This is a genomic window from Gordonia pseudamarae, from assembly GCF_025273675.1.
Lineage (GTDB): Bacteria > Actinomycetota > Actinomycetes > Mycobacteriales > Mycobacteriaceae > Gordonia > Gordonia pseudamarae.
In genome coordinates this window covers 2,415,623-2,441,544 of the sequence record NZ_CP045809.1, presented here as the reverse complement: position 1 = coordinate 2,441,544, position 25,922 = coordinate 2,415,623, and the positions used below count along the sequence as shown (strand labels likewise).

The window sequence follows — 25,922 nt, the reverse complement described above, 5'->3', positions numbered from 1 at the left end:
CGGCCCGGTCCCGGCCGCCCTCCGCCGGCCGTTGGAACGGTTTGGGCGGTGGTCCCCGGCCGATCGCCGGATCTGGGCGGTGCGCACGGTGCTCGCCGTGCTCGCCGGCGTCGGCATGTACTTCGCGTTCCCCCCGCACGCCTCCTGGTATCTGGCCGTGATCTCGCTCGGCGCGCTGTACGCCCTGCTCGTGGTCGGTGGTCCACGCGCACGGACCGGGGCATGGCTGGGATTCGCGTTCGGTCTCGGCTTCTTCGTACCGCTGCTGCCCTGGATCGGTGAATACGTCGGTCCGCTGCCGTGGCTCGCACTGGCCACCGTGATGGCCGGATATCTGGCGTTGTTCGGGGTGATCGCGACGGTGACGATGCGGTTGCCGGTGGCGCCGGTCTGGTTCAGCCTCGCATGGGTCCTGGTCGAGGCGGTACGCTCGGCATTCCCGTTCGGCGGCTTTCCGTGGGGACGAACCGCGTTCAGTCAGGTCGACGGCCCGCTGCTGCCGTTGGCGTCGATCCTCGGCGCCCCGGGCCTGTCCGCCGCGGTGGCACTGTTCGGGTCGGCCGGGGCGTGGTGCCTGCTGATCATCACCGAATCTGTGCGCGGACGTGGTCGCACGGACATGTCGTCGGCCGATACCGGCGACCGGCCGGAGGGACGCCGTTCGGACACCGTGACCCGGGCCGCGGTGGCCGCCGTCCTCACCCTTGCCGGCCCGCTGTCGGCGATCCTGGTCACCCCCGACACCGTCGACCGCACCGTCTCGTCCTCGACCGTGAACGTCGCGGCGATCCAGGGCAACGTGCCCAGGCTGGGCTTGGACTTCAACGCCCAGCGCCGGGCAGTGCTCGACAATCATGTGAACCAGACGCAGCGGTACGCCGCCGAGGTCTACGCCGGCACCGCCGCGGCCCCGGACCTGGTGCTGTGGCCGGAAAACGCCTCCGACATCTCCCCACTGACCAACGCTGACGCAGCCGACGAGATCACCGCGGCATCGCAGGCCGTGGACGCCCCGATCCTGGTGGGCACCCTCATCCGCGACCCCGACAGCCGGCCCACCAACACGGTGCTGGTGTGGGATCAGGAGCGGGGCCCGGTGGACCGCTACGACAAACACATCATCCAGCCTTTCGGTGAATACCTGCCGTGGCGGTCGTTTTTCCGGATGTTCTCCTCGTACGCCGACATGGCCGGCAATTTCCGCGCCGGTACCGGTCCGGCGACCGTCGACGTGCCCACCCGTACCCGATCCGTTCGCGTCGGTATCTCCACCTGCTGGGAGATCGCCTTCGACAGGTCGGCGCGTCAGGCCGTCGACGACGGTGCCGAGTTCCTGTTCGTCCCCACCAACAACGCCACCTTCGGCCGCACCAACATGACCTACCAACAGTTGGCGATGTCTCAGGTACGGGCCGTGGAGCACGGGCGGTCGGTGGTGGTGGCGGCCACCAGCGGCGTGAGCGCGATCATCGGCGCCGACGGCATGATCGAATCCGAGTCCGAGTTCTTCACCCCGCAAACCCTCACCTCACACCTGGCCTTGCGGTCGGACACCACCATCGCGACCAGACTCGGGTCACTGCCCCAGACGGTCGCTATCGTAATTGCGGTTGCGGCATTTTTGTTTGCGATCGCCGGACATACTAGATTTTCGGCAAGGTTTCCCATCCGAACGATGGGCACCGGACGCCGCCGTGATGACGGGGCCGACCCCACTCCCGAGGAGATCGATGGAATCGCCAGATAGCGCAACCGCAGGCGCCGGCCACCGCCCCGACACGGGCGGCCGGCGTTCGGAGGTGGTTGCCGCTGACGGCACGGGCGCCCTGGTGGTCATCCCGACTTACAACGAACGCGACAACCTGCCGGGCATCATCGGCCGGCTCAACGAGTCACTGCCGGGGATCCATGTCCTGGTTGTCGACGATTCGAGTCCGGACGGCACCGGACAGCTTGCCGATCGCCTCGCGGCCGACGACACCGACGCACGGATGCACGTGCTGCACCGGACGGCCAAGGACGGCCTCGGCAAGGCCTATCTGGCCGGATTCGAATGGGGCCTGGCACGCACATACGCGGTCATCATCGAAATGGACGCGGACGGATCACACGCGCCCGAGCAGCTCGGGTCGCTGTTGGTGGCCATCAATTCCGGGGCCGACCTGGTGATCGGGTCCCGATATGTGCCGGGTGGCCGTCTGGTGAACTGGCCCAAACGACGCGAATGGCTCTCGCGCGGGGCGAACACATACGCACGGCTCGCGCTCGGCGCGCACATCCACGACATCACGGCGGGCTTTCGCGCCTATCGCCGCGAGGTGCTCGACCGGATCAGCCTCGACACGGTCGAATCCGCCGGCTACTGCTTTCAGATCGACCTGGCCTGGCGCACGGTGCAGGCCGACTTCGATGTCCGGGAGGTACCCATCACCTTCACCGAACGTGAGGTGGGCGAGTCGAAGATGGACGGCGGGGTGATGACCGAGGCGTTCCTGATGGTGGCGCGCTGGGGCGCGGCCAGCCGTCTGGCCAAGTTGCGCGGGCGCGGGTGATGGCGTGCCGCCGGGGGAGCCGACCTCCACCAGGCGGTACTCGGTTCGGAAACGACAAAAAATGCCGGTGACCACGATGGTCACCGGCATTCTCGGCTCGGGATGGTTGCGGTCGAGCGGTACCCGGGATCGTGCCGAGTGCGCCCGGACCGCCGCGTATGTCAGCTCAGCACGCCTCGGCGGCGCTGCTTGAGCAGTTCCAGACGCTCGTTGAGCAGCACCTGCAGGTCTTCTTCGGAGCGACGCTCCAGGAGCATGTCCCAGTGGGTGCGCGGCGGCTTGACCTTCTTCTCGTCGGGCTCGGCGCCCTCGAGGATGGTGCCTTCCATTCCGTTCTTGCAGGGCCACTTGGACGGCACCTCGGCATCGTCGGCGAAGGGGACGTCGAAGATCTCGCCGTTGTCGGTGCGGTACTGCACAATCCGCCGCGGCGCAAGATCGTGGTCGCGATCGGTCTCGTAGCTCACCGCACCGAGGCGGCTACCGCGAAGTACTCGATCAGCCATATGGTGTTCCTCTCACTGCTCACAAACCCCGGGCACGAACAGGCCCCGGGCTCAGATTCCCCGACAATGATACGCGCATCGCGCGCACCGAACGCGCACCGCAAAACGGGACGCGCACCGATATGCGGGCGTGGTGTTGCGCAAAGGCACCGGACACCGCCCGATCAGGTCAACGACCGTGCAGCCCGGAAAGTTCCCGGTATCGCCTCAGTCGATGACCTCGACGGTGTCGACGTCGCCGAACACCACGCCGCGGTCGGTCGTGATGACGAACCGGCGCAGGCGGGCGATGCCGAGCTCGGCGTCGATGGGTGCCTCGATCGTGCCGTCTGCGGGAATCAGTTCACCGAAGTCCTCGACGATCACCCCGGTGACCACCTGGCCGTCGTCGAGGGTGACACGCACGTGGCTGTCGACTGTGGGGTCCGGCGCCTGGGAAGTCTCAATCTGAGTCATGGTGCTCCTTGGAGAGTGTGCCGGGCCGGAACTTGTCAAGGTGATTGAGTCCAGTGGGTGTTACGCGGCGGCGTGATCGGTCGTGGTGTCGGGCTTGTTGATCCAGGCGCTGGCCGGCAGGTTCAGGATCTTCGGTGTCGGGTCTGCGGGCGTGAATCGTTCGGGGTGGGCCAAACGGGCCGCGGTCAGCACACCAGTTCGCTGCGTTGCTTTGTCGGTGGCGAGGCCGAAGTGGACGTCGGCCGGGGTGTGCAGGCCGATGCCGGTGTGCCGGTGTTCGTGGTTGTACCAGGTCACGAACGTGTCGAGGAAGTCCCGGGCGTGGTGGATGGATCCGAACCTTTGCGGGAACGTGGGCCCGTACTTGAGGGTCTTGAACAGTGATTCGGAGTACGGGTTGTCGTTGGACACCTTCGGTCGCGAATGTGACCGGGTCACCTCGAGGTCCGCGAGCAGCGCTGCGACCGGTTTGCTGGTCATCGATGTTCCCCGGTCGGCGTGCACCACCGTTGGTGTGCCATGAACCCTGAAGACGTCGGTCATGAATTCCACTGCGAGTACTGCTGATTCGCGGGTTTGTACGTGGGCGCCGACAATGTAGCGGGAGTAGATGTCGACCATCACGTAGGCGTCGTAGTAGACGCCCTTGACCGGCCCGGGCAGCTTCGTGATGTCCCAGGTATAGACCTGCCGGGGCCCGGTCGCGACCAGCTCCGGGCAGGTGCGGGTGGGGTGTCGGGCCTGCCGGCGCCGCTCGGTGACCTGTTTGTTCTCCCGCAGGATCCGGTACATCGTCGATACCGAACACAGGTAGATGCCCTCGTCGAGCAGCTGCGCATACACCTCGAGCGGGGCCTGGTCGACGAACCGGTCACAGTTCAACATCGTCAACACGCGGGCGCGTTCGGCGTCGGTGAGCTTGTTCACGGGCACCTTCCTCGCGGCCGGTGCCGGCCACTGCCTGCGCGCCCTGCTGCGGGCGGCGGTAGATCGCGTCACCGCCGTCAGCGAGGTGGCTGCCCGGGTGCTCACGCCGGCCTCGGTCAGGTCGTGATGGGTGGCCATCAGTGCTTCTTGCGCGGCTCGTCGGTGTCCGCGCTCTCGGAGATCTGTTCCAAGAGCGCGTGCGCTTTTCCCATGATCTCCAGAGCCGCCTCGGTGGTGGCCAACCGCTTGCCGGTCCTGTCGAGTTCGCGTTTGAGTCGGGCGATCTCGACCTGCTCGGCGGTGAGCTTGCCGATCTTCACCCCAGCGGGTTTGCCGTCGAGGACACCGGCGTCGCGTTGTTTGCGCCATTCGCTGATCAGCGACGAGTACAGGCCCTCGGTACGCAGGTAGGCGCCGCCCTCGCCGCGCTCACAGGCCTGTTCATATGCGGCCAGGTGGGCGAGTTTGTCCGCCGGGGTGAACGTGCGGCGTCGGCGCGGACCGTCAGAACGCGGATGCGAGGAATCCATGCAGGCATTGTCCCCGGCCACGGCCAGGCTGGAAATTGTCATCGTGGGGTTGATCCGTATCTCGCCCTGCAGGCGGGTTTGCTCTGAACCGCTGGACTCAACTCACCCTGACACGCAGGGGGCCGCGCGGTCCGGTGATATGGCATCACCGATCATTATAGTGAAGAACACTTTTGGCAGTGAGCCGGACGGCTGTGTGTCGCCGTGGACATCGGCCGATCGGTGAGTACGGTCAGGGCGTGCAGCAAACCCAGCGTCGCCGACCGTATTCGTGCGCGTGGTGCGGACGAACGATGGTTGACTCCCAACTCGGCCGGCGCCGCAAGTACTGCAAGCGCTCGTGCCGACAACGCGCCTACGAGCAGCGGGCGCTGGCCGAGGGGACGTCGATACCCGCGGACTCGGTGATCCTCAGTGCAGCGGAGGCCGAGTCGTTCGGGGACCGGATGTTCGAGTTGCGCTGTGCGGCCGAAGACCTGGCCACGGCCATCACCGAGGATGTCGGCCGCGCCGAGCTTCGCGACATGGCCTGCGCCCTGCTGGCGCTGGCCCGCGACGCCGAACGCCTGCGGTGAACACGGCCGCCGGTCAACCGTCGCGGCGGCCGTGATCCGCAGGCCCCGACCTGGGCCACCGGCATGCGCTGATTCGCCCCGGTGGCGGCCGCTGCGGCGCGTCACAGTCACCGGGTGTTCACCGAAATTCCGCACATTCTTCGCGTTCGCGATCTTCCTGCCGAAATTGCTTGAACGCACCCGATTTTTGTGTACTGTGTGTCGGCAGAGGCTGATCGCCAGGGGGGCGATCGTTGCCGCCACCCTCCCGCTCACAAGGACGTGAACGTATGGACAACGCGACGCATCAGAAGATGCTCGATTTCGAGACGGACTGGTACCAGCTCGGCGGTGGATCGTCGGTGGCGATCCGCGAGCAGTTCGGTCTGTCCGACCGGGACTTCTTCGGCCAGATCGACCATCTGATCAACGAGGCGCCTCCCGAGACGTTGTCCACGACCGAACTCGACCGAATGCGCAAGGTGGTACGCAGGCGCCTGTGGATGGCTCGCTGACCTCAACGAACACCGCGTAAGATCGGCTGGACTTCCGGCGAAAGGTCTGCTCGTGGCGTTCTCGGACGACGAACTCGAGGAGTTCTATCGTGCCGTGGAGGAACGCACGGCCTGGCGCCGCGAACGGCCGGTGCGACGTGCCCGGCCACGGCGTGCCAGGGTGTGTCCGACTCCGTACAAGGAATGCTTCCCCACGCCGATGGAGGCGACCGACGCCATCGCGCGATCACGGACGACCAGGTTCGGCGTGCCGTGGCTGCGCAGCTACCACTGCGACTGCGGCAGTTGGCATTTGACCAGCACGCCGGACTATCGCGGCGACGACGGGGACAGCTCCGGTCGCCATCGCAGGCGCGGTCGGCGGCACTGATCGTGCCCGGGCAGTGCCCGCGTCAGCCGGTGATCGCCCGGCGCGGCGAGATCCTGTCGACCATCCACGCATAGACGGTGTCGTCGTTGAGCAGTGTCAGATGGTGTGCGCGGCCCACGTGCAGACCGTCGTCGACGACGTAGCCAATGTTGCGGCGCCTGTTGCGGCCACTGCCGCTGCCGCTCAGTACCAGGCCGTCGCCGATGATCATGCCGACCAGATGCCGGTCGCTGCGGGTGACGGTGGCGACCACATACAGGTGCTCGACATGCGGCGGCAGCCACACATCCGTGGCCATCGGCTGAAACCACCTGTCGGGAGCCGAATTTCGCTCCCAGTCCCGGGCCAGGACGGTACCGTGATGGAGGTCGCGCACCCCGGAGCTGCGTCGCCGCAACAGGTTGGCGATAGGCCGCGTCACCGGCGCGGCAGACAGCGCGGCGGCAGCGGCATGTACTCCGCGGGCGAGCGGGGCACCCAGGTGCGGAGTGCCCAGGGTGACCGTGTGCCGCAGCACCCGCAGCCACAGCGAATGGCCGTCGGAGGCGTGCCGGCACGCGCTGCGCAACACCAGCCCGCCCATCGAATGCCCCACCAGCGTGATGGTGAGCACGGGGGCCGGCCACAGCGCCACCAGCGCGGTGAGGAGCCTGTCGAGATCGTGCCCGTTGTCGCTGATGTGCCGGCCGGTGTTGTAGCGCACGTAGACCGGACACGCGCCGATGTCGTCGGCCAGGCGGGGCCCGTAACCCGGACCTTCCCCTGTGTGCCAGGCCATTTCAGTTTCCATCAGGCCGTGGATGAACACCACGAGATGTCCGGACGCCTGCCGAGGCCCGGTGGGTTCGCCGAATGCCGCGCGCAGCCCGACAGCGGTCGGTTCGACCGGCCGCCCGGCGTGCCACACCCGCATCAGGGAGGCCAGGGGTGAATCGGTGGCGGCCAGCTCGTCGCCGATCAGGCCGTTGAGCACGGCCAGAGCGAACGCACCGGGCACGGTGTGCGACGGCGGCCTGCCCCAGCCGCCCACCATCGAACCGGCCACACCGCCCGCCGCCTCCAGCGACCCCGCGGTGGCGGCGTAGATGCCTTCGCTGAGCGCATCGTGCACCGCCCGGGTCGGGTCGGTCCAGGTGCGCAACGGGGTCCGGCCGAGGGTGCCGAACACGCCCGCGGCGATGGCGCGGTGCATCTCGGCGATGCCGCGGGCGGCATTGCCGAGTTCGATCAGCCCGAGGTGCGCCAGGGCGCGTGACTCGTCGCGGCGCGCGATGTCCTGAGACTCATCCGGTGAACACTCGATCATGTGATGAGTGTACACACGTTCACTCAATTTGCGAGTGTGGCGATGTCCCTGATCTGCTGTGCCGAACCGGCGGTCACCAGGAGCGTGGTCACGCCCGCGGCCTCCCAGGTCCTGATCTGTTCACGGACGCTGTCGGCGTCGCCGATCAGCGTCGACTCGGAGATCACCTCGTCGGGGATCGCCGCCGCCGCCTCTTCCTTGCGGCCGCCGCGGAACAGCGCGGTCACCTCGTCGACCAACTCGCCGTAGCCCATCCGGCGATACACCTCGGCGTGGAAGTTGGTGTCCTCGCTGCCCATGCCGCCCATGTACAGCGCGGTGACCGGTTTGAGCCCGGCAAGGACCGACGCCCGATCATCGGTCAGATAGATCTGGGCGGTGGCGCAGACCTCGAAATCGTCGCGGGTGCGGCGGGCACCGGGCCGGGCGAAACCCTCGTCGAGCCACTCGTTGTACGTGTCGGCCATGCGCGGGGTGAAGAACAGCGGCAACCAGCCGTCAGCGATCTCGGCGGTGAGCGCGATGTTCTTGGGGCCCTCGGCGCCGAGGAAGATCGGGATGTCCCGGCGCAGCGGATGCACGATGGATTTCAGGTTCTTACCCAGACCGGTCGAACCCGGCCCGGTGTAGGGCAGCGGGTAGTGCGGGCCGGGGGAGGCGACCGGTGCCTCGCGCGCCCAGACCTGTCGCATGATGTCGACGTATTCGCGCGTGCGGGCCAGTGGTTTGGCGAACGGCCGGCCGTACCAGCCCTCGACGACCTGCGGCCCGGACACGCCGAGCCCCACGATGTGCCTGCCGCCGCTGAGATGGTCGAGGGTCAGCGCCGCCATGGCGCACGCGGTGGGGGTGCGCGCCGACAGTTGCAGTACCGAGGTGCCCAGACGGATGCGCTGCGTATCGGCACCGAGCCAGGCCAGCGGCGTGTACGCGTCCGAACCCCAGGCCTCGGCGGTGAAGACGGCGTCGAAGCCGCACTCCTCCGCCGCGGCGACCAGCTCACGCTGCCCCGCCGGTGGTTGTGCTCCCCAGTAGCCGACCTGCAAACCGAACTTCATAGCACTCCTCACAATGTGGTCCAGACCACTCTATCGGTCGCCGGCAGTGCCGATCACGGTGCGTTGAGCTCGCGCACCCATGCCCCCACGGTTGGGTCCCCGGCGAGGATGACCACATCGGCCCGGTGCGCGCCCCGCGCGCGCCAGCGTTCGATCAGCGACATGAGCCGTACCGAATCGAGGCCGATGTCGAAGACATTGGTGTCGTCGGCGAGTTCGTCGGGGGAGATGTCGAGGATCTCGGCGAGGTCGCCGACGATCTGGTTCCGGCTCAGCACCGGTTCGGAATCAGGAGCCTCGCTCTGGGTCATCGCCGTGTTCTTTCCGTTCGTCATCATCGTCGCCGTCGCCGTCGTCATCATCGTCATCGTCGCCGTCGTGCACCCGGACGCCATCACCAGCTCATGACGCCGAAAGTTGGTGAGGCTTGGCTCATAGAGTACCGAGCCTCGATGCCGGCGGGCATCGGCGTGCCCACCGCGCCCGATACGGGTAGGTTCACGTGCGTGAGCCGAGCCGACCCGGTGATGGACCCGACAGCTGTGACCCGTGCGGCACGCGCGTGGATCGGCCACGATCCCGATCCACACACCCGCGAGCAGCTCGCCGACCTGTGTGAGCGCGCCGACACCGACCCCCGGGCGCTGGCCGAGTTGCGGTCCCGAATGGCCGGGCCACTGACCTTCGGCACCGCCGGCCTGCGCGGGGCGGTGGGCGCGGGCGAGTCCCGGATGAACGTGGCCGTGGTGACCAGGGCGACGGCCGGTGTGGCCGCCTACCTGACTGCGGTGGTGGGTCCGGGGTCGCGGGTGGTGGTGGGCTGCGATGCCCGCCATGGTTCGGCGGAGTTCACCGACGCCGCCTGCGCGGTGCTCGCCGGGGCCGGAATGCGGGTCCTGGCATTGCCGCGACGGTTGCCCACCCCGGTCACCGCCTTCGCGGTACGCGCTCTCGACGCCGACGCGGGCATCATGATCACCGCCTCGCACAACCCGCCGGCCGACAACGGGTTCAAGGTGTACCTGGGCGGCCGGGCGGTGTCCGACGACGACGCGCGTGGGGTGCAGATCGTGTCGCCCGCCGACACCGAGATCGCCGCGCACATCGACGCCTGCGTGCCGGCCGACCTGGTGCCCCTGGCCAATCCCGCGCTCCTGGCCGATCCGGGGCTCCTGAACGATCCTGTGCTCCTGAACGATCCTGTGCTCCTGAACGATCCGGGGCCCCCGGCCGTGCCCGCCGGCGGTGACCCGGCCGACGCCGTCCCCGAGCAGTACATCGCCCGTGTGGCCGGCTACCGGACCCGCGGTGACCGATGCGCGGTGCGGGTGGTGCTCACGCCCATGCACGGGGTGGGCGGGGAGACCGCGATGCGGGTGCTGGCGCTGGCCAATGTCGTCGACGTGCAGGTGGTTCCCGAACAGTTCGACCCGGACCCCGACTTTCCGACCGTCCCGTTTCCCAATCCGGAAGAGCCTGGTGCACTGGACCTTTCACTGCGACTGGCGGCGGCCACCGATGCCGATGTGGTGATCGCCCTGGACCCCGACGCCGACCGGTGCGCGGTGGCGATCCCGACGCGCGAGGGCCGATGGCGGCGGCTCTCCGGTGACGAAACGGGTGCGGTGCTGGGGGAGCAGGCGGCCGCCGACACCACCCGGCCGGGCGACACCCTGGCCTGCTCGATCGTCTCCGGCAGACTGCTGGGCCGCATCGCCGAACACCACGGGTTGCGCTACCGCGCCACGCTGACGGGATTCAAATGGATCGCGCGCACGCCCGGTCTGCGGTTCGGGTACGAGGAGGCGATCGGCTACTGCACCGACCCGCAGGGTATCCGCGACAAGGACGGTATCGGTGCGATGATGCGGGTCATCACGCTCGTCGAGTCGCTGCGCGAGGAGGGCAGGACCGTCGAGGATCTGCTGGACGAGCTGGCCCGCAGGCATGGACTGTACGCGAGCGCGCCGCTGAGTTTCCGGGTGGCGGACCCGGACCTGATCACCGCGGCGATGGACCGGCTGCGCCGGCAGCCGCCGACCATGCTGGCCGGCTCCCCGGTCACCGAGTGGCGCGACCTCGCCGTCCCCGGCGGTCACCTGCCGCCCACCGACGGCCTGCTCGTGGAGACCGCGGCCGGTGACCGCGTGATCGTGCGGCCGTCGGGGACCGAACCCAAACTCAAGTGCTATCTGGAAGTGATCCTTCCGTGCACCGGTTCCGACATCCCACGCGAGCGGGCACGAGAACGGCTCACGACGATCGCCGCCGAGATCACCGCACACCTGCGCCTGGACCGACCCGACCGAGGAGAACGATGACCGACCTGTCCACCCCGCACATCGACCCGCAGGGCGAGCCGATCGCCGAGACCATCCTGCTGCCCGGTGACCCGTTGCGCGCCAAGTTCATCGCCGAGACCTACCTCGACAACCCGCGCTGCTTCAACCGGGTACGCAACATGCTCGGTTACACCGGAACCTACCGGGGCCGGCAGATCTCGGTGATGGGCACGGGCATGGGCATCCCGTCGATCTCGCTCTACAGCCACGAGCTGATCCACACCTTCGGTGTCCGCAACCTGATCCGGGTCGGCAGCTGCGGGTCGATGCAGGAGCACGTGGACCTGTACGACGTGGTGATCGCCCAGGGCGCCTCCACCGACTCGAACTATCTGACCCAGTTCGCGATTCCCGGCACTTACGCACCCCTGTCGTCGTATCGGCTGCTCGAACAGGCCAAACGCCTGGCCGACGAGCGCGGCGCGACCAGCCACGTGGGCAACATCCTGTCCTCGGACATCTTCTACAACGACAACGACCGCACCCTGGGCCGATGGGCCAGGATGGGTGTGCTCGCGGTCGAGATGGAATCGGCCGGACTGTTCGCCAACGCGGCCGCCGCCGGGGTGGACGCACTCGGCATCTTCACCGTCAGCGACCACATCTCTAGCGGCAGACGGACCACCCCCGCCGAGCGGGAAACGGCGTTCACGACGATGATCGAGATCGCCCTGGAACTGGGCTGAGGCCCGCTCAGCCCAGCCCGGGCAGTCTCAGCTTGATGTCGCGCAGCGGGCCGGGCAGGTTGAGGTCTCCGTCGGCCAGGTCGATCGCGGCCGCCAGCGGCGGCGAGAAGAAGCGCGTGGTGGGCACCAGCACGTCTTCGACCGTCGCGGCGATCGGGTAGTCGCTGCCGCGGTCGACGTACGCGGTGGGCATCTCCCCGCGGATCACCTTGACGATGTTCCCGAAGGCGTCGGATCCGGGGTCGTTCCAGTAGCTTCCGTGGCCCGCCAATCCCTCGACGGGCGCGCGGTGGCCGTTCTCGTCGGGTCCGTGGTAGCCGGTGTCGAGTCGGGTCACGCCCGGGGTGTCGTCGGGGTCGCCGCCGTGTGGGTTGTCCGGCAGCGACTGCGAATAGTGGATCGGATCGCCCGGTGCGGTGAGCGAGTAGCGCTGTACATCGGGGTTCGGGTTGTGCCAGCCACCCTCGAGCACACCGGTCCCGGCCGAGGAGGCGTAGACGACGCGATCGGCGCGCAGGCCGAGCTGTTCGGCGGTACCGACTACCGAACCGCCGTACGAGTGGCCCACATAGGTGGTGGTCGCACCGGGCGCGACGGCGGAGAGCTCGGTGTCGAGGGACTTGCCGAACGCCACCAGACGCGGCGCCATCTCCTCGGCGAATCGGGGGTCTGCCGCCGAGTCCCGGAGCGAATCGTTGACACCGTCCACGGCCGTGGGCACCACACCGGCCAGTCCCCACGGCACCGCGGACCGCCACGACTTCTTGGCGCCCTCGCCGAGCCCCTCGTAGCCGAGTTTCTGCGGGAGGTCGCCGTCGAGGAAGACGAACACCGGCCCGTCGGTCGCGGCGGCCAGTTTGCGGGCGGCTGTGACGTTGCCGCTCATCGTTTCGAGTCGGGTGCCGGTGCCGGGCACATATACGGCCACGTTGCGGGTGTCGGGGTTGAGTTCGCCGACCATCTCGATCAGGTGCCCGTTGCCCTTGTCGCCGGTGTAGAGGAACGTGCGTTCACTGTCGGTGTCCTCGCCCATCGGCGTGCGCACCGTACGGTCGGGTGACGGGTTCTCGGACTGGGCGAGCAAACTGCGAAGGGTATCGGCGCGCCGGTGGTTCCCGGCACGCTCGAGGCGAACGATCTCGGTCCGCATGGTGATCTCACTGGCGGCGAACCGCGAGGGAAAGTCGATACCGTCGAGCCCGGCGATCGTCGTCGGATCGGCGGCGATGACGCGTTCACGGTCCGAGGCGCTCAACGACAGGAGGAAATCTCGGCGCCTGCCCACGTCCATGCCCTTGAGCAGGTTGATCGCATCGGCGGGGGTGACCTGCCCACCGCCGCCGATGGTGACGGTGTCGTCGCCGGTGGCGAGGTCGTGCATGGCCTTGTTCAGGGTGGCCAGCGTGGACCCGTACCGCTCGTCGGCATCGTCGAGCGCGCGCAGGCCGCGCTCGATCTCCTGTGTGTGCCGGAAAGCTGCCAGTTCCGTCCACTCGTCCAACTCGCCGGGGTGGGTGACGATGCCGGTATCGGACACCCGGTATCCGGCGGCCTGTACGTCGGTGACGTAGTCCAGGATCCGTTCGCGCCACCCGTGCAGGTCGGCACCCGCGTCGGCGGTCTCGTCGGCGATGCGCAGCAGGGTGTTGCGCAGTTGGTTCCCCTTGTCGCGCAGCGTGGTCAGAGCCTGGTCGGCTCCGGCCCGCGAACACCCCCGCCAACTCGACCGGTCGAGCACGACCGCCGCACCGGAGATGCTGTCGCCGATGGTGGTGGCGTCGGCGCTGATCGTGTCGGCCGAGTCGATGATCGATTGTGTCGCCCAGCCCCGTAGCTGGGTCAGCGTCGGGCGCATCAGCCGGCCCCGTTGATACCCGGGCACGAGGACTCGTCGGTTGCCGACAGTTCCGCGGCCGCCCGGCGGCACGTGGTGGCCGTGAAGCGCAGTTGTGCGGCGAGCATGTCGGCGGCCGATGCCGCCCGGTCTCCCGTGGTGTGCAGTGCCGCGATCACGGTGCTCGAGGTTCCGGCGATCCGGCGGGGTGGATCGAACGCCAGGCGCCCGACCTCCTCGGCGGCGTGTTCCCAACGTGCGGCGATCGCGGTGACCTCGTCCGGGTCGAGGACGAGCAGATCGTGTACGGCGGCCTTGACGGCGGCACCCAGCGAACTGTGCGTGGACATGGTGGCTCCCTTCTACGACGGTGACATCTTCTGCGACGGTGACATCCGCGAATCAGACGCACCGGGAGGCCGAAAGGTTCCATGTTTATCTGATGTTTATCAGATTCATCTGTTCGGATGACCGGCGACACCCGGCGCACCAACTCGCACGGCGGGTGCCGCCGGCCCTGCACCACCCGCACCCCTGACCACACCCTGACTGAACCGGTTCACTGAACATGGTCAGAACATGTAGCCGATGCCGGCTTCTCAAATGACCGGGCACGAGTGGTACAGCAGCACAGCGGGATACTCTCGAATCCATGCCACCGCGTAACCAGCCCAGCACGCCCGAGCAACATCCAGCCGATGCGCACGATGTGATCCGCGTACTGGGGGCACGCGAGAACAACCTCAAGGACGTCGATGTCGAGCTGCCCAAACGGCGGCTGACCGTGTTCACCGGTGTCTCCGGCTCAGGAAAGAGTTCTCTGGTGTTCGGCACCATCGCCGCCGAATCCCAGCGCATGATCAACGAGACCTACAGCGCATTCGTGCAGGGATTCATGCCCAACGTCGGCCGCCCCGACGTCGATGTCCTCGAAGGGCTGACCACCGCGATCATCGTGGATCAGGAACGCCTGGGCGCCAACCCGCGATCGACGCTGGGGACCGTCACCGATGTCAACGCGATGCTGCGAATCCTGTTCAGCCGCTTGGGAACACCGCACATCGGGTCGTCCCGGGCATTCTCGTTCAATGTCGCCTCCGTCTCCGGCGCGGGAGCGGTCAGCTACGCCAAGGGCGGCCGCGAGGTCCGGGAGCGCCGCGACTTCGCCGTCGTTGGGGGCATGTGCCCGCGGTGCGAGGGCATGGGCAAGGTGTCCGACGTCGACCTGACCGCGCTCTACGACGAGAACAAGTCGATCGCCGAGGGCGCGCTCACCATCCCCGGCTACACCGTCGACGGTTGGTACGGCCGCATCTTCGGCAATTCGGGATTCTTCAGCGCCAACAAGCCGATCAAGAGGTTCACCAAGAAGGAACTCGATGCCCTGCTGTACAAGGAGGCCACGCGCATCAAGGTCGACGGCATCAACGTCACCTACGAGGGCCTGATCCCGCGCATCCAGAAGTCGATGCTGTCCAAGGACCGTGAGGCGATGCAGCCGCACATCCGCGCATTCGTCGACCGCGCCATCACCTTTCAGACCTGCCCCGACTGCGACGGCACCCGTCTCACCGAGGGCGCGCGGTCGTCGAAGATCAACGGCATCAGCATCGCCGACGCGTGCCGCATGCAGATCAGCGACCTGGCCCAGTGGATTGCCACACTCGACGATCGGTCGGTCGCACCGCTGCTCGCGGCCCTGTCGTCCTCGCTCAACTCGTTCGTTGACATCGGCCTGGGCTATCTGTCGCTGGAACGCCCGTCGGGCACCTTGTCCGGGGGAGAGGCACAGCGCACCAAGCTGATCCGGCATCTGGGCTCGTCGCTGACCGATGTCACCTACGTTTTCGACGAACCGACGATCGGGCTGCACCCGCACGACATCGCCCGCATGAACACGCTTCTGCTGGCATTGCGCGACAAGGGCAACACGGTACTGGTGGTGGAGCACAAACCCGAGGCGATCGCGATCGCGGACCACATCGTCGACCTCGGCCCGCGCGCGGGCTCCGAAGGCGGGCAGATCGTGTTCGCCGGTGACCTCGACGGGCTGCGCGCCGCCGACACCCTCACCGGCCGCCACCTCGACGACAAGGCCGTGATCAAGGATGAAACACGAACTCCCACAGGTGCTATCGAGGTCCGAGGCGCTACCACACACAATCTGCGCGCGGTGGACGTCGACATCCCGCTCGGGGTGCTGACCGTGCTCACCGGCGTCGCCGGTTCCGGTAAGAGCTCGCTGATCACCGGCTCGGTCGCCGGGCGCGAGGGTGTTGTGGTGATCGACCAGTCGGCGATCAAGGGGTCCCGGCGCTCCAACCCGGCCACCTACACCGGGCTGCTCGACCCGATCCGCAAGGCCTTCGCCAAAGCCAACGGCGTCAAACCGGCACTGTTCAGCGCCAACTCGGAAGGCGCCTGCCCGACCTGCAACGGCGCGGGCGTCATCTACACCGACCTGGCGATGATGGCCGGGGTGGCGACCACCTGCGAGGAATGCGGCGGCAAACGGTTCAGCACCGCCGTCCTGGACTACACGCTGGCCGGAGTCAACATCAGCGAGGTCCTGGAAATGCCGGTGGCCCGGGCCGAGGAGTTCTTCGGCGCGGGCGAATCACGTATCCCCGCCGCGCACAAGATCTTGCAGCGGCTGGCCGATGTCGGCCTCGGCTACATCACCATCGGCCAGCCGCTGACCACCCTGTCCGGCGGCGAACGCCAGCGACTCAAACTGGCCACCCACATGGCCGAGAAGGGGCAGGTGTTCGTTCTCGACGAGCCGACCACCGGCCTGCACCTGGCCGATGTGGAACAACTCCTGGGATTGCTCGACCGGCTGGTTGATTCGGGTAAGTCGGTCATCGTCATCGAGCACCATCAGGCGGTGATGGCCCACGCCGACTGGATCATCGACCTGGGACCGGGGGCCGGTCACGACGGCGGACAGGTGGTGTTCGAGGGCACCCCCGCCCAACTGGTCGCCGCCCGCTCGACACTGACCGGCACGCACCTGGCCGACTACGTCGGCAGCTGACCGGTGGGCATCGCGCCACAACGGGCCCGGGACCCGGCGGCGCTGCGCCGGGGCGGCATGGCTATCACCGACATGCGACCTCGGTGCCGCCTTCGACACACTGGTCAAAGGCGGCGCCGAGATCATTCAGGAGCCGACGGATCAGCCGTACGGTCTGCGTGACTGCGCGGTGCGCGACCCGTCGGGAAACATGGTCCGCATCCAGCAGCGACCGGCGTGACCCGTGGCTACTGGGCGGCGAGGATCTTGATGGCGAATACGATGGTGTCGTCCTTCTCGATCCCGGCGCCCGGCTGGCCGTCGGGATAGCCGTCGGCCGGGATGATCGCCACACCCACGGTCGAACCGACCTTCTGGCCGACCAGCGCCTTGCCGAAGCCGGCGACGACACCGGCGACACCGAACGAGCTCGGTTCACCACGCTGGTAGGCACTGTCGAAGACGTTGCCGTCACGGCCGTTGACGCCCGTATAGCAGACCGTCACCGTCGCGGTGTCGCTCACCTCGGGGCCGGTGCCCTCGGTCAACGTCTTGACCGTGGTCTCGGTGACCTTGAACGGTTTGGTGACCTTGATCAGCGGTCCGGCGCTGTCGGTGGAGCCGACCATCTCCAACTTGCCGCTCTCACCGTCGAGCGTCCACTGCGGTGCGGTGTCGGCGGCCGGGGCGTCGGTGGGACAGGACAGGCTGCCCGAATCGGGGGCGGCGGTTGCGCTGGTGTTGGCGGCGGTGTCGTCGGAATCGGAATCCGACGAGCCGCAGCCCGCGAGCAATCCCGCGAGCGCTACGGAGACAACGATCCCATGCTTGAGTTTCACCGGGTACACGCTACCTAAGCGTGGCCGCGGCCACACGATGGGGAGCAGCACAAACGGCCTGTATCCACCTCAGGGATACAGGCCGTCGAAGAACGGTGCCGGCGCACCTATGGCGCACTACTGCGCGGGCTTACTGAATTTCTGCTTGATTTGGTAGACCTTGATGGCAACCTTCATGAGGATCTTCTGGATGAAAGTCGGTTCTTGCTGCTGATCGGCCATCGAGGTCGCCTTCTATGAGATGTTCGGCAGCGACCGGCAGGTGCCACCGTGGAGCTAACCGAACACCTTACAGTATGAGTTGGTCAGCCCTGGTCGGCCAGTGCCTTCTCGACGTCGAGATCGATGACCTGATTGACCAGATCCTCCAGGGCGTCCGGCGGCAACGCACCGGCCTGGTTGAACACCAGATATCCCTGTTTGAACACCATCAGCGTCGGGATGGACTTGATACCGGCGGCCGAGGCCAGCTGCTGCTCGGCCTCGGTGTCGACCTTGGCGAACACCACCCCGGGATGCTTCTCGGAAACCCGTTCGAAGATCGGCCCGAACTGGCGGCACGGCCCGCACCAGGATGCCCAGAAGTCGACGAGAACGATATCGTTGTCGGCGACGGTGGAATCGAAGTCGGCGGTCTTGAGGTCAATGGTTGCCATACCCGCACTCAACACCGCCGGGACATGTTCTGTTCCGGGCGGGTGCGGCGAGCCTTCGGCACGGGCCGGCGGCCGATTAGATCACGCCCTTGTCCTCCGCACCCGCCGGGGTGGCGGTGAAGGTCCGCACATCGAGCGGTGCGGCGAGCAGGTCGCCGATCGCGGCGCCGAGTGCGACCAGGGCGGGTGCGGTGCCGTGGACGGCCAGGGCCTCCACCGACTCCCAACGCTCGAGCATCACGAATGAGGTGGTCTCGCCGGTGGATTCGTGCAACGCATACTTCTCGCAACCGGGTTCGGCGTGCACCTCGGGGATCGCGGCGAGCAACGCGTTGCGGACCGCGTCCTCGGCGCCCGGTCGGGGGGTGATGGTCGCGACGACGACGATGGACATGTTGCAGGCTCCCTACTGTTGTTGCACCTGATTACATTCAACCCAACCGACACCGTGGCGGCCGTCGTTTGTGGTGATCGGGCCCCACGTGCGCAGAAAGTGCGTGGTGCGGCCGGCGCCGTCGACCAGTGCGATGGGTGCGTGTCCGGCGGTTGCCAGTGTCAGGGTGAGCCCACCGGGCTCCACCGCCACACGGGTCTCGGTGATCTCGCCGTCGCCGGCGAAGGTTTCGGTGGGCACCACGGCGGTGACCTCGGCGATGGGGACGCCGGAGGACTGCACGTAACCCATGGGTGGTGCCTCGAATCCGGGAATCCTGACCTGCACGGCGTGCACGTGCGTGCCGTCGTCCAGGTGCAGCGCACTCCACGTCCAGTCCATCGACCACCAGTCGCGGGGCGCCCACGAGTGGTCGCGCTGGGCGGGGACGTCGGCGATGGTGTGTGTGGTGTCGCCGATCCGGACGGTCCCGGATGCGGTGCACGGTATTTCGTAGCGCGGAACGATCGAGTAGCGATACGGTCTGCCGCTCGTGCGCCACACCAGATCCACGTCGATCGGCACCGCGCGTCCGCGTGTCCCGTGCAGCGCGTCGGACGGGGTGGCGTAGGCCTGTGCGGTGCCGCGCAACGTCCACCTGTTGCGATGCAGCGGCACGTCTATCTCGTGTCCGAATTCGATGGTGGGCGTGGTGATCTGCCACGGATCGGGCAACGGCGCGGGCAGGGTCTGATTGACGGCGACGGTCGGCATGTCGGGGCCGCACAGGAAGCCGTGCACCCAGGTGGTGTTCTCGTTCGGCATGACCCCGAGCCGGAACCAGCCGCCGATCCCGGCCTTCTCGTCGACGAAATCGGCGTACCAGCTTTCCCCCCACCACGGTTCGGCCGTCGCCGGGTGCGGGCGTTCGTCGGTCGGTGCCGGCCGCAGGCGCGCGTCCGGGGACGCGGTCAGCAACGCCAGCGCATCGCTCTCGATCACGAACGCGCACTGACGGCTCAGCATCAGCATGAACATCTCGTCGCCGCGGTCGGTCTGCTCCACCAACACCGACGCCGCGATCGCCATCGTCACACCGGCGAAACTCAGCAGCCGGACGCTCTCGCGCACATCGTCCGCCCCGGGCGCGCCGGCGTCGGTGCGCGCGGCGAGATAGACCTCGAGAAGCTCGTCGAAATGGTCGGCGCGGACCTGCTCGGTCAGGGCGCAGCCCAGGAAGTACGCCAGATCGTTGAGAGCCGCGCCCCGCATCGCGCCCTGCCAATCGACGATGCTCAGTGCCGGGGCGCTCCGGCCGTCACCGAACAGCAGATTGTCCAGCCGGAAGTCGCCGTGAATCAGCCCCTGCGGCTGGGCGGCCGCGAGCTGCATGTAGTGGGCAAAGCCGTCGACCAGCCCGTCGCAGACCCGACGCTGGTCGGCGGTGAGGCGGGCGCCGAACCTGTCGAGAAACATCGCGTACAGCTGGGCGACGAGTTCGGGGCTCAGGACGTTGCTCATGCGGTCGAGCCACTGGCCCCGGACCAGGTCGGGGTTCTGGGCCAGCAGCGTATGCAGGCGCCCGAGGCCGGCCACCGCGGCACGTGCCTGTTCGGGGGTGGCGCCGTCGAGTTCGTTGCCGGGCACCGCCGGTGCGGCGTCCGCCATCAGCAGGTGGAAATCCCCGGTCCCGGTGTCCATCTTGGCACTGTGGCAGAGCGCCAGGGGCGCATCGTGCAGATGCGGCGACATATCCCGGTAAAAACGGAACTCGGCTTCGTACAGCCCCAGACCCGATCCCGTCTGTCTGCTGTTGGCGTCGGCCGCGGGTACCTTCATGATCACCGACGCCGGTCCCGACGCCCCCGGCCCGTAGCGCAGGGTGATGCGGTAGCAATCGCTGACCTGACCTGTGCCGACGGTGTCGATGACAAAGCCCTCGACACGGGTGCCGAGCACACCACCGAGCCAGTCGGCGGTGACCTGATCGGGGTGGGCGACGAGAGTACTGCCGGTGTGCTGCTCAGCGCTCTGCATCACGCCAACATACATCTGTGAACAGCATCACGTCACCCACACGGTGATGTTTACCGTTGCGGCGACGAGACATCCGATCCCGGCGCGTCGATCCGGTATACCGACTCGACCAACGCTTCCAGGTCCGCCCGGGTCGGGGACAAACCGGGGAAGTAGCAGCACACCTCCGAGGCATACCGGCCGCATCGTGGTGAGCGGGGAGCTTCTCACCGAGTGGGGCCTGACCGTGCGCGCCCTCGACGGCGGCGACCGGACCGCCCCGGCCCAAGCATCGCTCACCTGTTGAGGGGGCTGTAGAGCACCAGGCCGTTGCCCTTGTTGTCGTAGACGACGGCCCGACGCTCATGTGCGTCATCGTAGGCCGGTTGGACGATTCCACCGCCCGCCGCCTCGACGGCCTTCGCCGAGGCGTCGACGTCGGTGGTCTTGACACCCACCACCACTTGCCCGTGAATCGGGTGATCCACCGCGGTGGCCAGTGCGATGGTGACAGAGCCACCGTCGAGGGCGGCGAAATGTGCGCCGTCGCGGAATTTCAGCGGGAACCCGAGGGTGTCGGTGTAAAACGCGATCGACTCATCGAGATTGTCGGTGGACAGGACGATCATCTTCACTTCGTGGTCACTCACCTTGCGCCTCCTGATCTTTCGGCCGAATCTCACCGTATCGACGAACTCGGTGGCCCGACAGGGCTGTTGGTCGCATCCGAACGGTTCAGCATCCTGCACGGAGACTGCCGACTCAACAACGTGCTTTTCGCACCCGGCGCGAGCTCGCTCAGGGTCGTGGACCGGCGGAACACAGCCATCGGCAACCTCGTGCGCGACCTTCCGACGTCGTGACCGGCGGGCTGCCGCCGGAAACCCGGGCGCACGCCGAACGCGACCTGGTGGCCACCTACCATCGCCGGCTCGGTGAACTCGGAGTCACCGACTACCCGGCCGAAACCTGCTGGGACGACTACCGGTTGGGAGTCATGCAGCTCAAACCGATCGCGACGATAGGGTACGTGTACATCGCCACCCCCTCACACAGGTCACAAGAAATGATGCGAACCCTGCTGACTCGCTCATCACGCGCCATCCGCGAGCTCGGCACCTTCGACCTGATCCGCGAACCGTCCATCTGAAGGAGACCGCACCGATGACCACAGAATCCGACGACCGCGTCCTCGATGAGCTCGGCTACTATCTGCTCCCCGGCGCGGGCGGGGCCGGACCCGCCGGCGTGATGGACGAGGCCCGCAGGGGAGAGGAACTGGGCCTGGGCACCGCATTCGTGTCCGAACGCTGGAACCTCAAGGAGGCCACCACCATCAGCGCCGCCGCGTGTGCGGTCACCTCACGGATGCAGATCGCCACCGGCGCGACCAACCACAACACCCGCCATCCCCTGATCACCGCGTCCTGGGGCACCACCCTGCACAGGCTGTCCGGTGGCCGCTTCACCCTCGGGATCGGCCGGGGTGTCGCCGCGCTCTACTCGGCGTTCGGTATCCCGCCGATCACCACCGCGCAGATGGAGGAGTTCGCCACCGTGATGCGCAGCCTGTGGCACGGTGGCTCCTACGTCGACTACGACGGACCGCTCGGCAAATACCAGACGCTCTACCTGGACGGCGACTTCGACGAGGACATCCCGCTGGCGATCATGGCGTTCGGGCCCAACACCCTCGAACTCGGCGGCCGCGCCTTCGATGATGTCGTCCTGCACACCTACTTCGCCCCCGAAACCCTGCAACGGTGCGTGGCCACGGTGAAGGAGTCGGCCGAACGTGCCGGCCGCGACCCCGACGACGTGCGGGTGTGGTCCTGTCTGGCGACCGTGGGCGATCACCTGCCCGAAGAGGATCGGCGCAGCAAGCTGATCGGTCGGCTGGCCACCTACCTACAGGGCTACGGCGACCTGATGGTGTCCACGAACGACTGGGATCCGGCCGTGCTGCAACGGTTCCGGGAGGACGAGGTGGTGCAGTCGATCCCCGGCGCCATCGACCGCGTCGCGACCGACGAGCAGTTGCGCTACATCCAGGACAAGCTGCTGCCTGCCGAATGGACACAGCACGCCGCCACCGGAAGCGCCGAACGGTGTGCCCGACGCATACGCGAGGAACTCGGCCACGGCGCCGACCGGGTGATCCTGCACGGCGCCACCCCCGACGAACTCGCCCCGATCATCGCCGCCTACCGGCGCCAGGACAGCACCGGCGACTGAGCCCGGCACCGGCGAGGGCCCGGTGCGTCGACTCAGTGCGTCGCGCTGGCCTCCGGGTCCGGTCGCACGTGCCGGCGGGCGAGCCGGTCGAGGGACCGGAACACCCGCTTGGAGGCCTCCGCCCACGGCATCAGGATCGGGAAGACATGGAACATTCCGTACTCTTCCATAGCCCACACCTCGATCCCGTTGTCCCGCAGTCGTTGCACGAACTCGCGGATGCCGTCGCGCAGCATCTCGTCGGCGCCCCAGCACACGAAGGTGTACGGAAACCACGCCGGGTCCGGGTCGGCATGCGCGATCGAGACCCTCCGGTCGTTGGGCTGCACGCCGTGCAGATAGGGGGCGACCGGAATACTCCACGGCAGAATGTCCTTCGACGCGTTGTCGACCATCGACGGATGGTCGAGGTCGAGGTCGATCTCGGGGGAGAACAGCACCAGGGCGGCCGGCGCGGGCATCAACTTCTCGTGCAGATAGATCAGCAACGACGCCGCGAGCCCACCACCGCCCGAATCCCCGGCGACGACGAGGTGCTCGGGATCGACGCCACGGTCCATCAGGTCGCGGTACACCGCGGCGGCATCGAGAACACCGGCCGGGAACGGAAATTCCGGCGCCATCCGGTAGTCGGCGATGAAGATCTCGGCGCCGGTCGCCTGTACCAGCGACGATGCGAACGCCGAATACATCATGGGCGAGGTGCCGATGTATCCGCCGCCGTGCAGATACAGGATGGTGGCACCGATCGGATCCTTCTGCTCGCCCTCACCGACGTAGGCGTCGGTGCTGGCCCTGGCGCGACACCACAGCCCGGGAACACCGCCGACCACGTCGGCGGTGATCTCGACGTCGTCGGACAATTCGACGAACGGCGGCATCACCAACCGGCAGATGCCGTCGAGCACCTTCTCCATCGACCTCAACTCCTCGATGGGCAACCCCATCGAATAGCCCATCAACGACCGCACCACCTGCCGGGTGACCGCCTGCCCCACATTGTCGAGCAGCCCCGACGGTCCGTGCCAGGGCCGCCGCAGCGGAACCTGCGCGAGACCGGTGAGCAGGTTGCCGGCGAGCCCGGCCACCGCCAGCGCGGTGATCGGTGCCGACGCCGTGCGCACCTCGGCGCGATCTGCCATAACCATGCCGTCACCCTAGCCCGGCACACGGGTTGCGGCCGGGACAACCTGCCGCCGGGGTCGGGGTGGCCGCACCCGATCATCGGCGAGGGGCGACCACCCCGTGATCGAAGGCGAACACCACCGCCGCCGCGCGATCACGTACGCCGAGCGCCCGGAAGACGGCACCCACATGACTCTTGACCGTCACCACCGAAATCACCAGTTCGGCGGCGATCTCATCGTTGGTCATACCACGTGCGATCAGTTCCAGCACGGTCCGTTCCCGGGCGGTCAACCGGTCCAGCGCGGCCGCATCCGACTTCGGCGGACCACCCGCATTGCGATAGGTGTGCAGCACCGACGCGGTGATCGCCGGGTCGAGCACCGACTCACCGGCCGCCACCAACCGGACCGCACGGATCAGTTCCTCGGCCGAGGACTCCTTGAGCACGAACCCCGCCGCCCCCGCCCGCAATGCCTCCGAGAGCAACTCCTCGTCGCTGAAGGTGGTGAGCACCAGCACCGGCGGCGCCCGGTGCTGATCGTTCGCCGACGCCACCAGCCGCCGGGTGGCCTCCATCCCACTGACCCGTTTCATCCGCAGATCCATCACGACGACGTCGGGGGAGCAGGCCGCGACCGCGGCGGGCACCTCATCGCCGTCGGCGCATTCGGCCACCACGTCGAACCCGTCCTTGCGGCGCAGAATTCGGCGCAGCCCCGATCGCACCAGTTCCTGATCGTCGACGAGCAGTACCCGGATATCCTCGACCGTCACCTGTTCACCCCCACGCCGTCCTCGGCCGCCCCGACGGCACCGAAGACCGCCTCCACACACCATTGACCCTGCTCGACCCCGGCCCGCAGCGATCCGTCGAGGTTCTCCACCCGCGACACCATGCCGGGAAGTCCGTAACCGCGGGTCCCGGCCGGGTGGCCGTCGGGGACCGGATTGGACACGCGCACCACGAACTCCGCCCGCTCAGCGGGGCCCAGCGAGATATTCACCGGTGCGCCGGCCGCGTGTTTGGACGCATTCGACAACGATTCCTGCACCACCCGATACACCGCGAGTTCGGTCGCACTGCTCAGCGCAACGGCGGGCGGCTCCATCCGCGCCGTCACCGGCGATCCCGCCCGCCGGAAACCGTCGATCAGTGCCTCGATGTCGGACAGGCCAGGCTGCGGCTGCTCGGGTGCGGACTCGTCGCGCAGCAGTTCGATCGTGCGCCGCACGTCGTTCATCGCCGCCCGCCCCTGGCCTTCGGCATCGCGCAAGGCATCGAGCGCCTCGGCGATATCGCTGTCGTTCTCCGGACACTGACCCGACTCGATGGCCCGCCTGGCGGCGGTGACGTTGAGCAGCACGATGCTCAACGAATGTGCGACCACATCGTGTACCTCGGCGGCGATCCCGGCACGGTCGAGTGCGTACTGCCTGGCGCGTTCACGTCGTTCGGCCTGCATCAGCAACAGTTGCTTCTGCAGCAGGAATCCGGTGGCCCAGCCCAGAACGACCATGCTCGAGATCATCCAGCCCAGGTCGGTCGCACCCACCGCCACCCCCACGACGACGGCCGCCAGGTACATCGAGAGGTGTAGTACCCCTCGCTTGTTCGGTGCGACAGCCGCGCACATCGCCGCGCCGAGCGCCAGCAGCAGTGGTGCCACGTCGCCATGCGCGGCACCGGGGTCCAGTGGCACACACCAGAACACCGACACCAGCGCGATCATCATGAACGGAATGAGGGTGTCGATCGGCCCGCCGACCGCGTCGAACGTGCAGATCAGCAGCTCGCCGACGGTCAGCCACGCCGCCAGTGCCCACACCACACCCAGATACACCCAGTCGCTGCCCGAGACACCCGAGGCGTACCGCTGGATCGTGGCGATCGCGCAGAACAGGATCAGGCCGGCGTCGGCGATCAGCAAATAGACCGGCGGATAGTCGTACCCCAGCCGGCAGAACAAGATCTCACTTCGCCTGAGCAGCCAGCGCATCGGTCGAGTGTATCGCCTCCACCGGC

At 67.6% G+C, this 25,922-nt stretch carries 26 protein-coding genes and 1 pseudogene; 11 read left to right on the top strand and 16 right to left on the bottom strand.

From position 1 onward, the window contains the following. Positions 1 to 115 precede the first annotated feature (115 nt). The gene (lnt, locus tag GII31_RS10820; protein ID WP_213250160.1) at positions 116 to 1,747 is read left to right on the top strand and encodes an apolipoprotein N-acyltransferase; all 1,632 of its coding nucleotides are present in this window, start codon (positions 116 to 118) and stop codon (positions 1,745 to 1,747) included. Further along, on the top strand, positions 1,731 to 2,552 hold the full coding sequence (locus GII31_RS10815) for a polyprenol monophosphomannose synthase (protein WP_213249399.1): 822 nt from the start codon (positions 1,731 to 1,733) through the stop codon (positions 2,550 to 2,552). The genes lnt and GII31_RS10815 overlap by 17 nt, the downstream gene beginning before the upstream one ends. A 161-nt stretch (positions 2,553 to 2,713) precedes the next feature. Here the strand turns inward: GII31_RS10815 and GII31_RS10810 are convergent, their stop codons facing one another. The 3 genes from GII31_RS10810 to GII31_RS10800 all read right to left on the bottom strand — a co-directional run bounded on the left by GII31_RS10810 (position 2,714) and on the right by GII31_RS10800 (position 5,013). Then, entirely contained in the window at positions 2,714 to 3,058 is a 345-nt protein-coding gene (locus tag GII31_RS10810) for an RNA polymerase-binding protein RbpA (RefSeq protein ID WP_213249397.1), read from the bottom strand. Positions 3,059 to 3,265: 207 nt separating this feature from the next. Further along, complete coding sequence (locus GII31_RS10805) at positions 3,266 to 3,514, bottom strand: hypothetical protein (RefSeq protein WP_213249389.1); 249 nt, start codon at positions 3,512 to 3,514, stop codon at positions 3,266 to 3,268. Between the two features lie 60 nt (positions 3,515 to 3,574). Continuing rightward, a protein-coding gene (locus GII31_RS10800; protein WP_407649855.1) for an IS3 family transposase occupies positions 3,575 to 5,013 on the bottom strand; the annotation gives its coding sequence in 2 pieces (ribosomal slippage) (positions 3,575 to 4,641 and positions 4,641 to 5,013; 1,440 coding nt in all). Positions 5,014 to 5,264: 251 nt separating this feature from the next. Here GII31_RS10800 and GII31_RS10795 point away from each other — a divergent pair. The 3 genes from GII31_RS10795 (at position 5,265) to GII31_RS10785 (ending at position 6,410) form a co-directional block, all read left to right on the top strand. Beyond that, positions 5,265 to 5,546: a hypothetical protein gene (locus GII31_RS10795; protein ID WP_246222216.1), complete on the top strand. Its 282-nt coding sequence runs from the start codon at positions 5,265 to 5,267 to the stop codon at positions 5,544 to 5,546. A gap of 269 nt (positions 5,547 to 5,815) precedes the next feature. Next, on the top strand, positions 5,816 to 6,040 hold the full coding sequence (locus GII31_RS10790; RefSeq protein ID WP_213249387.1) for a DUF3263 domain-containing protein: 225 nt from the start codon (positions 5,816 to 5,818) through the stop codon (positions 6,038 to 6,040). Positions 6,041 to 6,092: 52 nt separating this feature from the next. Next, entirely contained in the window at positions 6,093 to 6,410 is a 318-nt protein-coding gene (locus GII31_RS10785) for a hypothetical protein (protein WP_213249385.1), read from the top strand. 22 nt (positions 6,411 to 6,432) lie between these two features. On the opposite strand, the gene GII31_RS10780 is transcribed toward GII31_RS10785, so the two are convergent. Genes GII31_RS10780 through GII31_RS10770 form a run of 3 tightly spaced genes read right to left on the bottom strand, consistent with a single transcriptional unit; the run spans position 6,433 to position 9,085 of the window. After that, positions 6,433 to 7,716: an esterase/lipase family protein gene (locus GII31_RS10780; RefSeq protein ID WP_213249383.1), complete on the bottom strand. Its 1,284-nt coding sequence runs from the start codon at positions 7,714 to 7,716 to the stop codon at positions 6,433 to 6,435. Between the two features lie 23 nt (positions 7,717 to 7,739). Then, positions 7,740 to 8,774, bottom strand: coding sequence for an LLM class F420-dependent oxidoreductase (locus tag GII31_RS10775; protein ID WP_213249381.1), 1,035 nt, complete (start codon positions 8,772 to 8,774; stop codon positions 7,740 to 7,742). Between the two features lie 53 nt (positions 8,775 to 8,827). Continuing rightward, the gene (locus tag GII31_RS10770) at positions 8,828 to 9,085 is read right to left on the bottom strand and encodes a phosphopantetheine-binding protein (protein WP_213249377.1); all 258 of its coding nucleotides are present in this window, start codon (positions 9,083 to 9,085) and stop codon (positions 8,828 to 8,830) included. A gap of 216 nt (positions 9,086 to 9,301) precedes the next feature. Here GII31_RS10770 and GII31_RS10765 point away from each other — a divergent pair, with 216 nt between their 5' ends. Both GII31_RS10765 and deoD read left to right on the top strand, forming a co-directional pair. Then, the gene (locus tag GII31_RS10765; protein ID WP_260840501.1) at positions 9,302 to 11,095 is read left to right on the top strand and encodes a phospho-sugar mutase; all 1,794 of its coding nucleotides are present in this window, start codon (positions 9,302 to 9,304) and stop codon (positions 11,093 to 11,095) included. Next, positions 11,092 to 11,802, top strand: a complete 711-nt coding sequence (gene deoD, locus GII31_RS10760) for a purine-nucleoside phosphorylase (RefSeq protein ID WP_213249376.1) — start codon at positions 11,092 to 11,094, stop codon at positions 11,800 to 11,802. The genes GII31_RS10765 and deoD overlap by 4 nt, the downstream gene beginning before the upstream one ends. A 7-nt stretch (positions 11,803 to 11,809) precedes the next feature. Here deoD and GII31_RS10755 read toward each other — a convergent pair whose 3' ends face one another. Both GII31_RS10755 and GII31_RS10750 read right to left on the bottom strand, forming a co-directional pair. Then, positions 11,810 to 13,657, bottom strand: a complete 1,848-nt coding sequence (locus GII31_RS10755; protein ID WP_246222215.1) for an alpha/beta hydrolase — start codon at positions 13,655 to 13,657, stop codon at positions 11,810 to 11,812. Then, positions 13,657 to 13,986, bottom strand: coding sequence for a hypothetical protein (locus GII31_RS10750; RefSeq protein ID WP_213249374.1), 330 nt, complete (start codon positions 13,984 to 13,986; stop codon positions 13,657 to 13,659). Before GII31_RS10750 ends, GII31_RS10755 begins: the two co-directional genes overlap by 1 nt. Positions 13,987 to 14,288: 302 nt before the next feature. Between GII31_RS10750 and GII31_RS10745 the strand changes: the two genes are divergently transcribed. Beyond that, positions 14,289 to 16,673, top strand: coding sequence for an excinuclease ABC subunit UvrA (locus GII31_RS10745; protein ID WP_260840429.1), 2,385 nt, complete (start codon positions 14,289 to 14,291; stop codon positions 16,671 to 16,673). Between the two features lie 10 nt (positions 16,674 to 16,683). Beyond that, positions 16,684 to 16,893 (top strand): annotated as a pseudogene (locus GII31_RS10740) (VOC family protein); the annotation flags it as partial. Between the two features lie 7 nt (positions 16,894 to 16,900). Here GII31_RS10740 and GII31_RS10735 read toward each other — a convergent pair. From GII31_RS10735 to GII31_RS10715, 5 genes are all read right to left on the bottom strand, one after another. Then, a complete protein-coding gene (locus tag GII31_RS10735) occupies positions 16,901 to 17,491 on the bottom strand; it encodes an FKBP-type peptidyl-prolyl cis-trans isomerase (RefSeq protein WP_246222214.1) in 591 nt (196 codons plus the stop codon). Between the two features lie 305 nt (positions 17,492 to 17,796). Then, complete coding sequence (trxA, locus tag GII31_RS10730) at positions 17,797 to 18,147, bottom strand: thioredoxin (RefSeq protein WP_213249370.1); 351 nt, start codon at positions 18,145 to 18,147, stop codon at positions 17,797 to 17,799. A 76-nt stretch (positions 18,148 to 18,223) separates the two neighbouring features. After that, entirely contained in the window at positions 18,224 to 18,541 is a 318-nt protein-coding gene (locus tag GII31_RS10725; protein ID WP_213249368.1) for a putative quinol monooxygenase, read from the bottom strand. 12 nt (positions 18,542 to 18,553) lie between these two features. Next, positions 18,554 to 20,557: a DUF7064 domain-containing protein gene (locus GII31_RS10720; protein ID WP_260840427.1), complete on the bottom strand. Its 2,004-nt coding sequence runs from the start codon at positions 20,555 to 20,557 to the stop codon at positions 18,554 to 18,556. A 275-nt stretch (positions 20,558 to 20,832) separates the two neighbouring features. Beyond that, positions 20,833 to 21,186, bottom strand: a complete 354-nt coding sequence (locus GII31_RS10715) for a VOC family protein (RefSeq protein ID WP_213249364.1) — start codon at positions 21,184 to 21,186, stop codon at positions 20,833 to 20,835. 209 nt (positions 21,187 to 21,395) lie between these two features. Between GII31_RS10715 and GII31_RS10710 the strand changes: the two genes are divergently transcribed. After that, positions 21,396 to 21,686: a hypothetical protein gene (locus tag GII31_RS10710; RefSeq protein ID WP_213249362.1), complete on the top strand. Its 291-nt coding sequence runs from the start codon at positions 21,396 to 21,398 to the stop codon at positions 21,684 to 21,686. A gap of 14 nt (positions 21,687 to 21,700) precedes the next feature. Further along, positions 21,701 to 22,771, top strand: coding sequence for a TIGR03857 family LLM class F420-dependent oxidoreductase (locus GII31_RS10705; RefSeq protein WP_213249360.1), 1,071 nt, complete (start codon positions 21,701 to 21,703; stop codon positions 22,769 to 22,771). Positions 22,772 to 22,803: 32 nt separating this feature from the next. Here the strand turns inward: GII31_RS10705 and GII31_RS10700 are convergent, their stop codons facing one another. From GII31_RS10700 to GII31_RS10690, 3 genes are all read right to left on the bottom strand, one after another. Then, on the bottom strand, positions 22,804 to 23,919 hold the full coding sequence (locus tag GII31_RS10700) for an alpha/beta hydrolase fold domain-containing protein (RefSeq protein ID WP_213249358.1): 1,116 nt from the start codon (positions 23,917 to 23,919) through the stop codon (positions 22,804 to 22,806). A gap of 73 nt (positions 23,920 to 23,992) precedes the next feature. Continuing rightward, the gene (locus GII31_RS10695) at positions 23,993 to 24,673 is read right to left on the bottom strand and encodes a response regulator (RefSeq protein WP_246222213.1); all 681 of its coding nucleotides are present in this window, start codon (positions 24,671 to 24,673) and stop codon (positions 23,993 to 23,995) included. Further along, on the bottom strand, positions 24,670 to 25,896 hold the full coding sequence (locus tag GII31_RS10690) for a sensor histidine kinase (RefSeq protein WP_213249354.1): 1,227 nt from the start codon (positions 25,894 to 25,896) through the stop codon (positions 24,670 to 24,672). The genes GII31_RS10695 and GII31_RS10690 overlap by 4 nt, the downstream gene beginning before the upstream one ends. Positions 25,897 to 25,922: the final 26 nt, after the last annotated feature.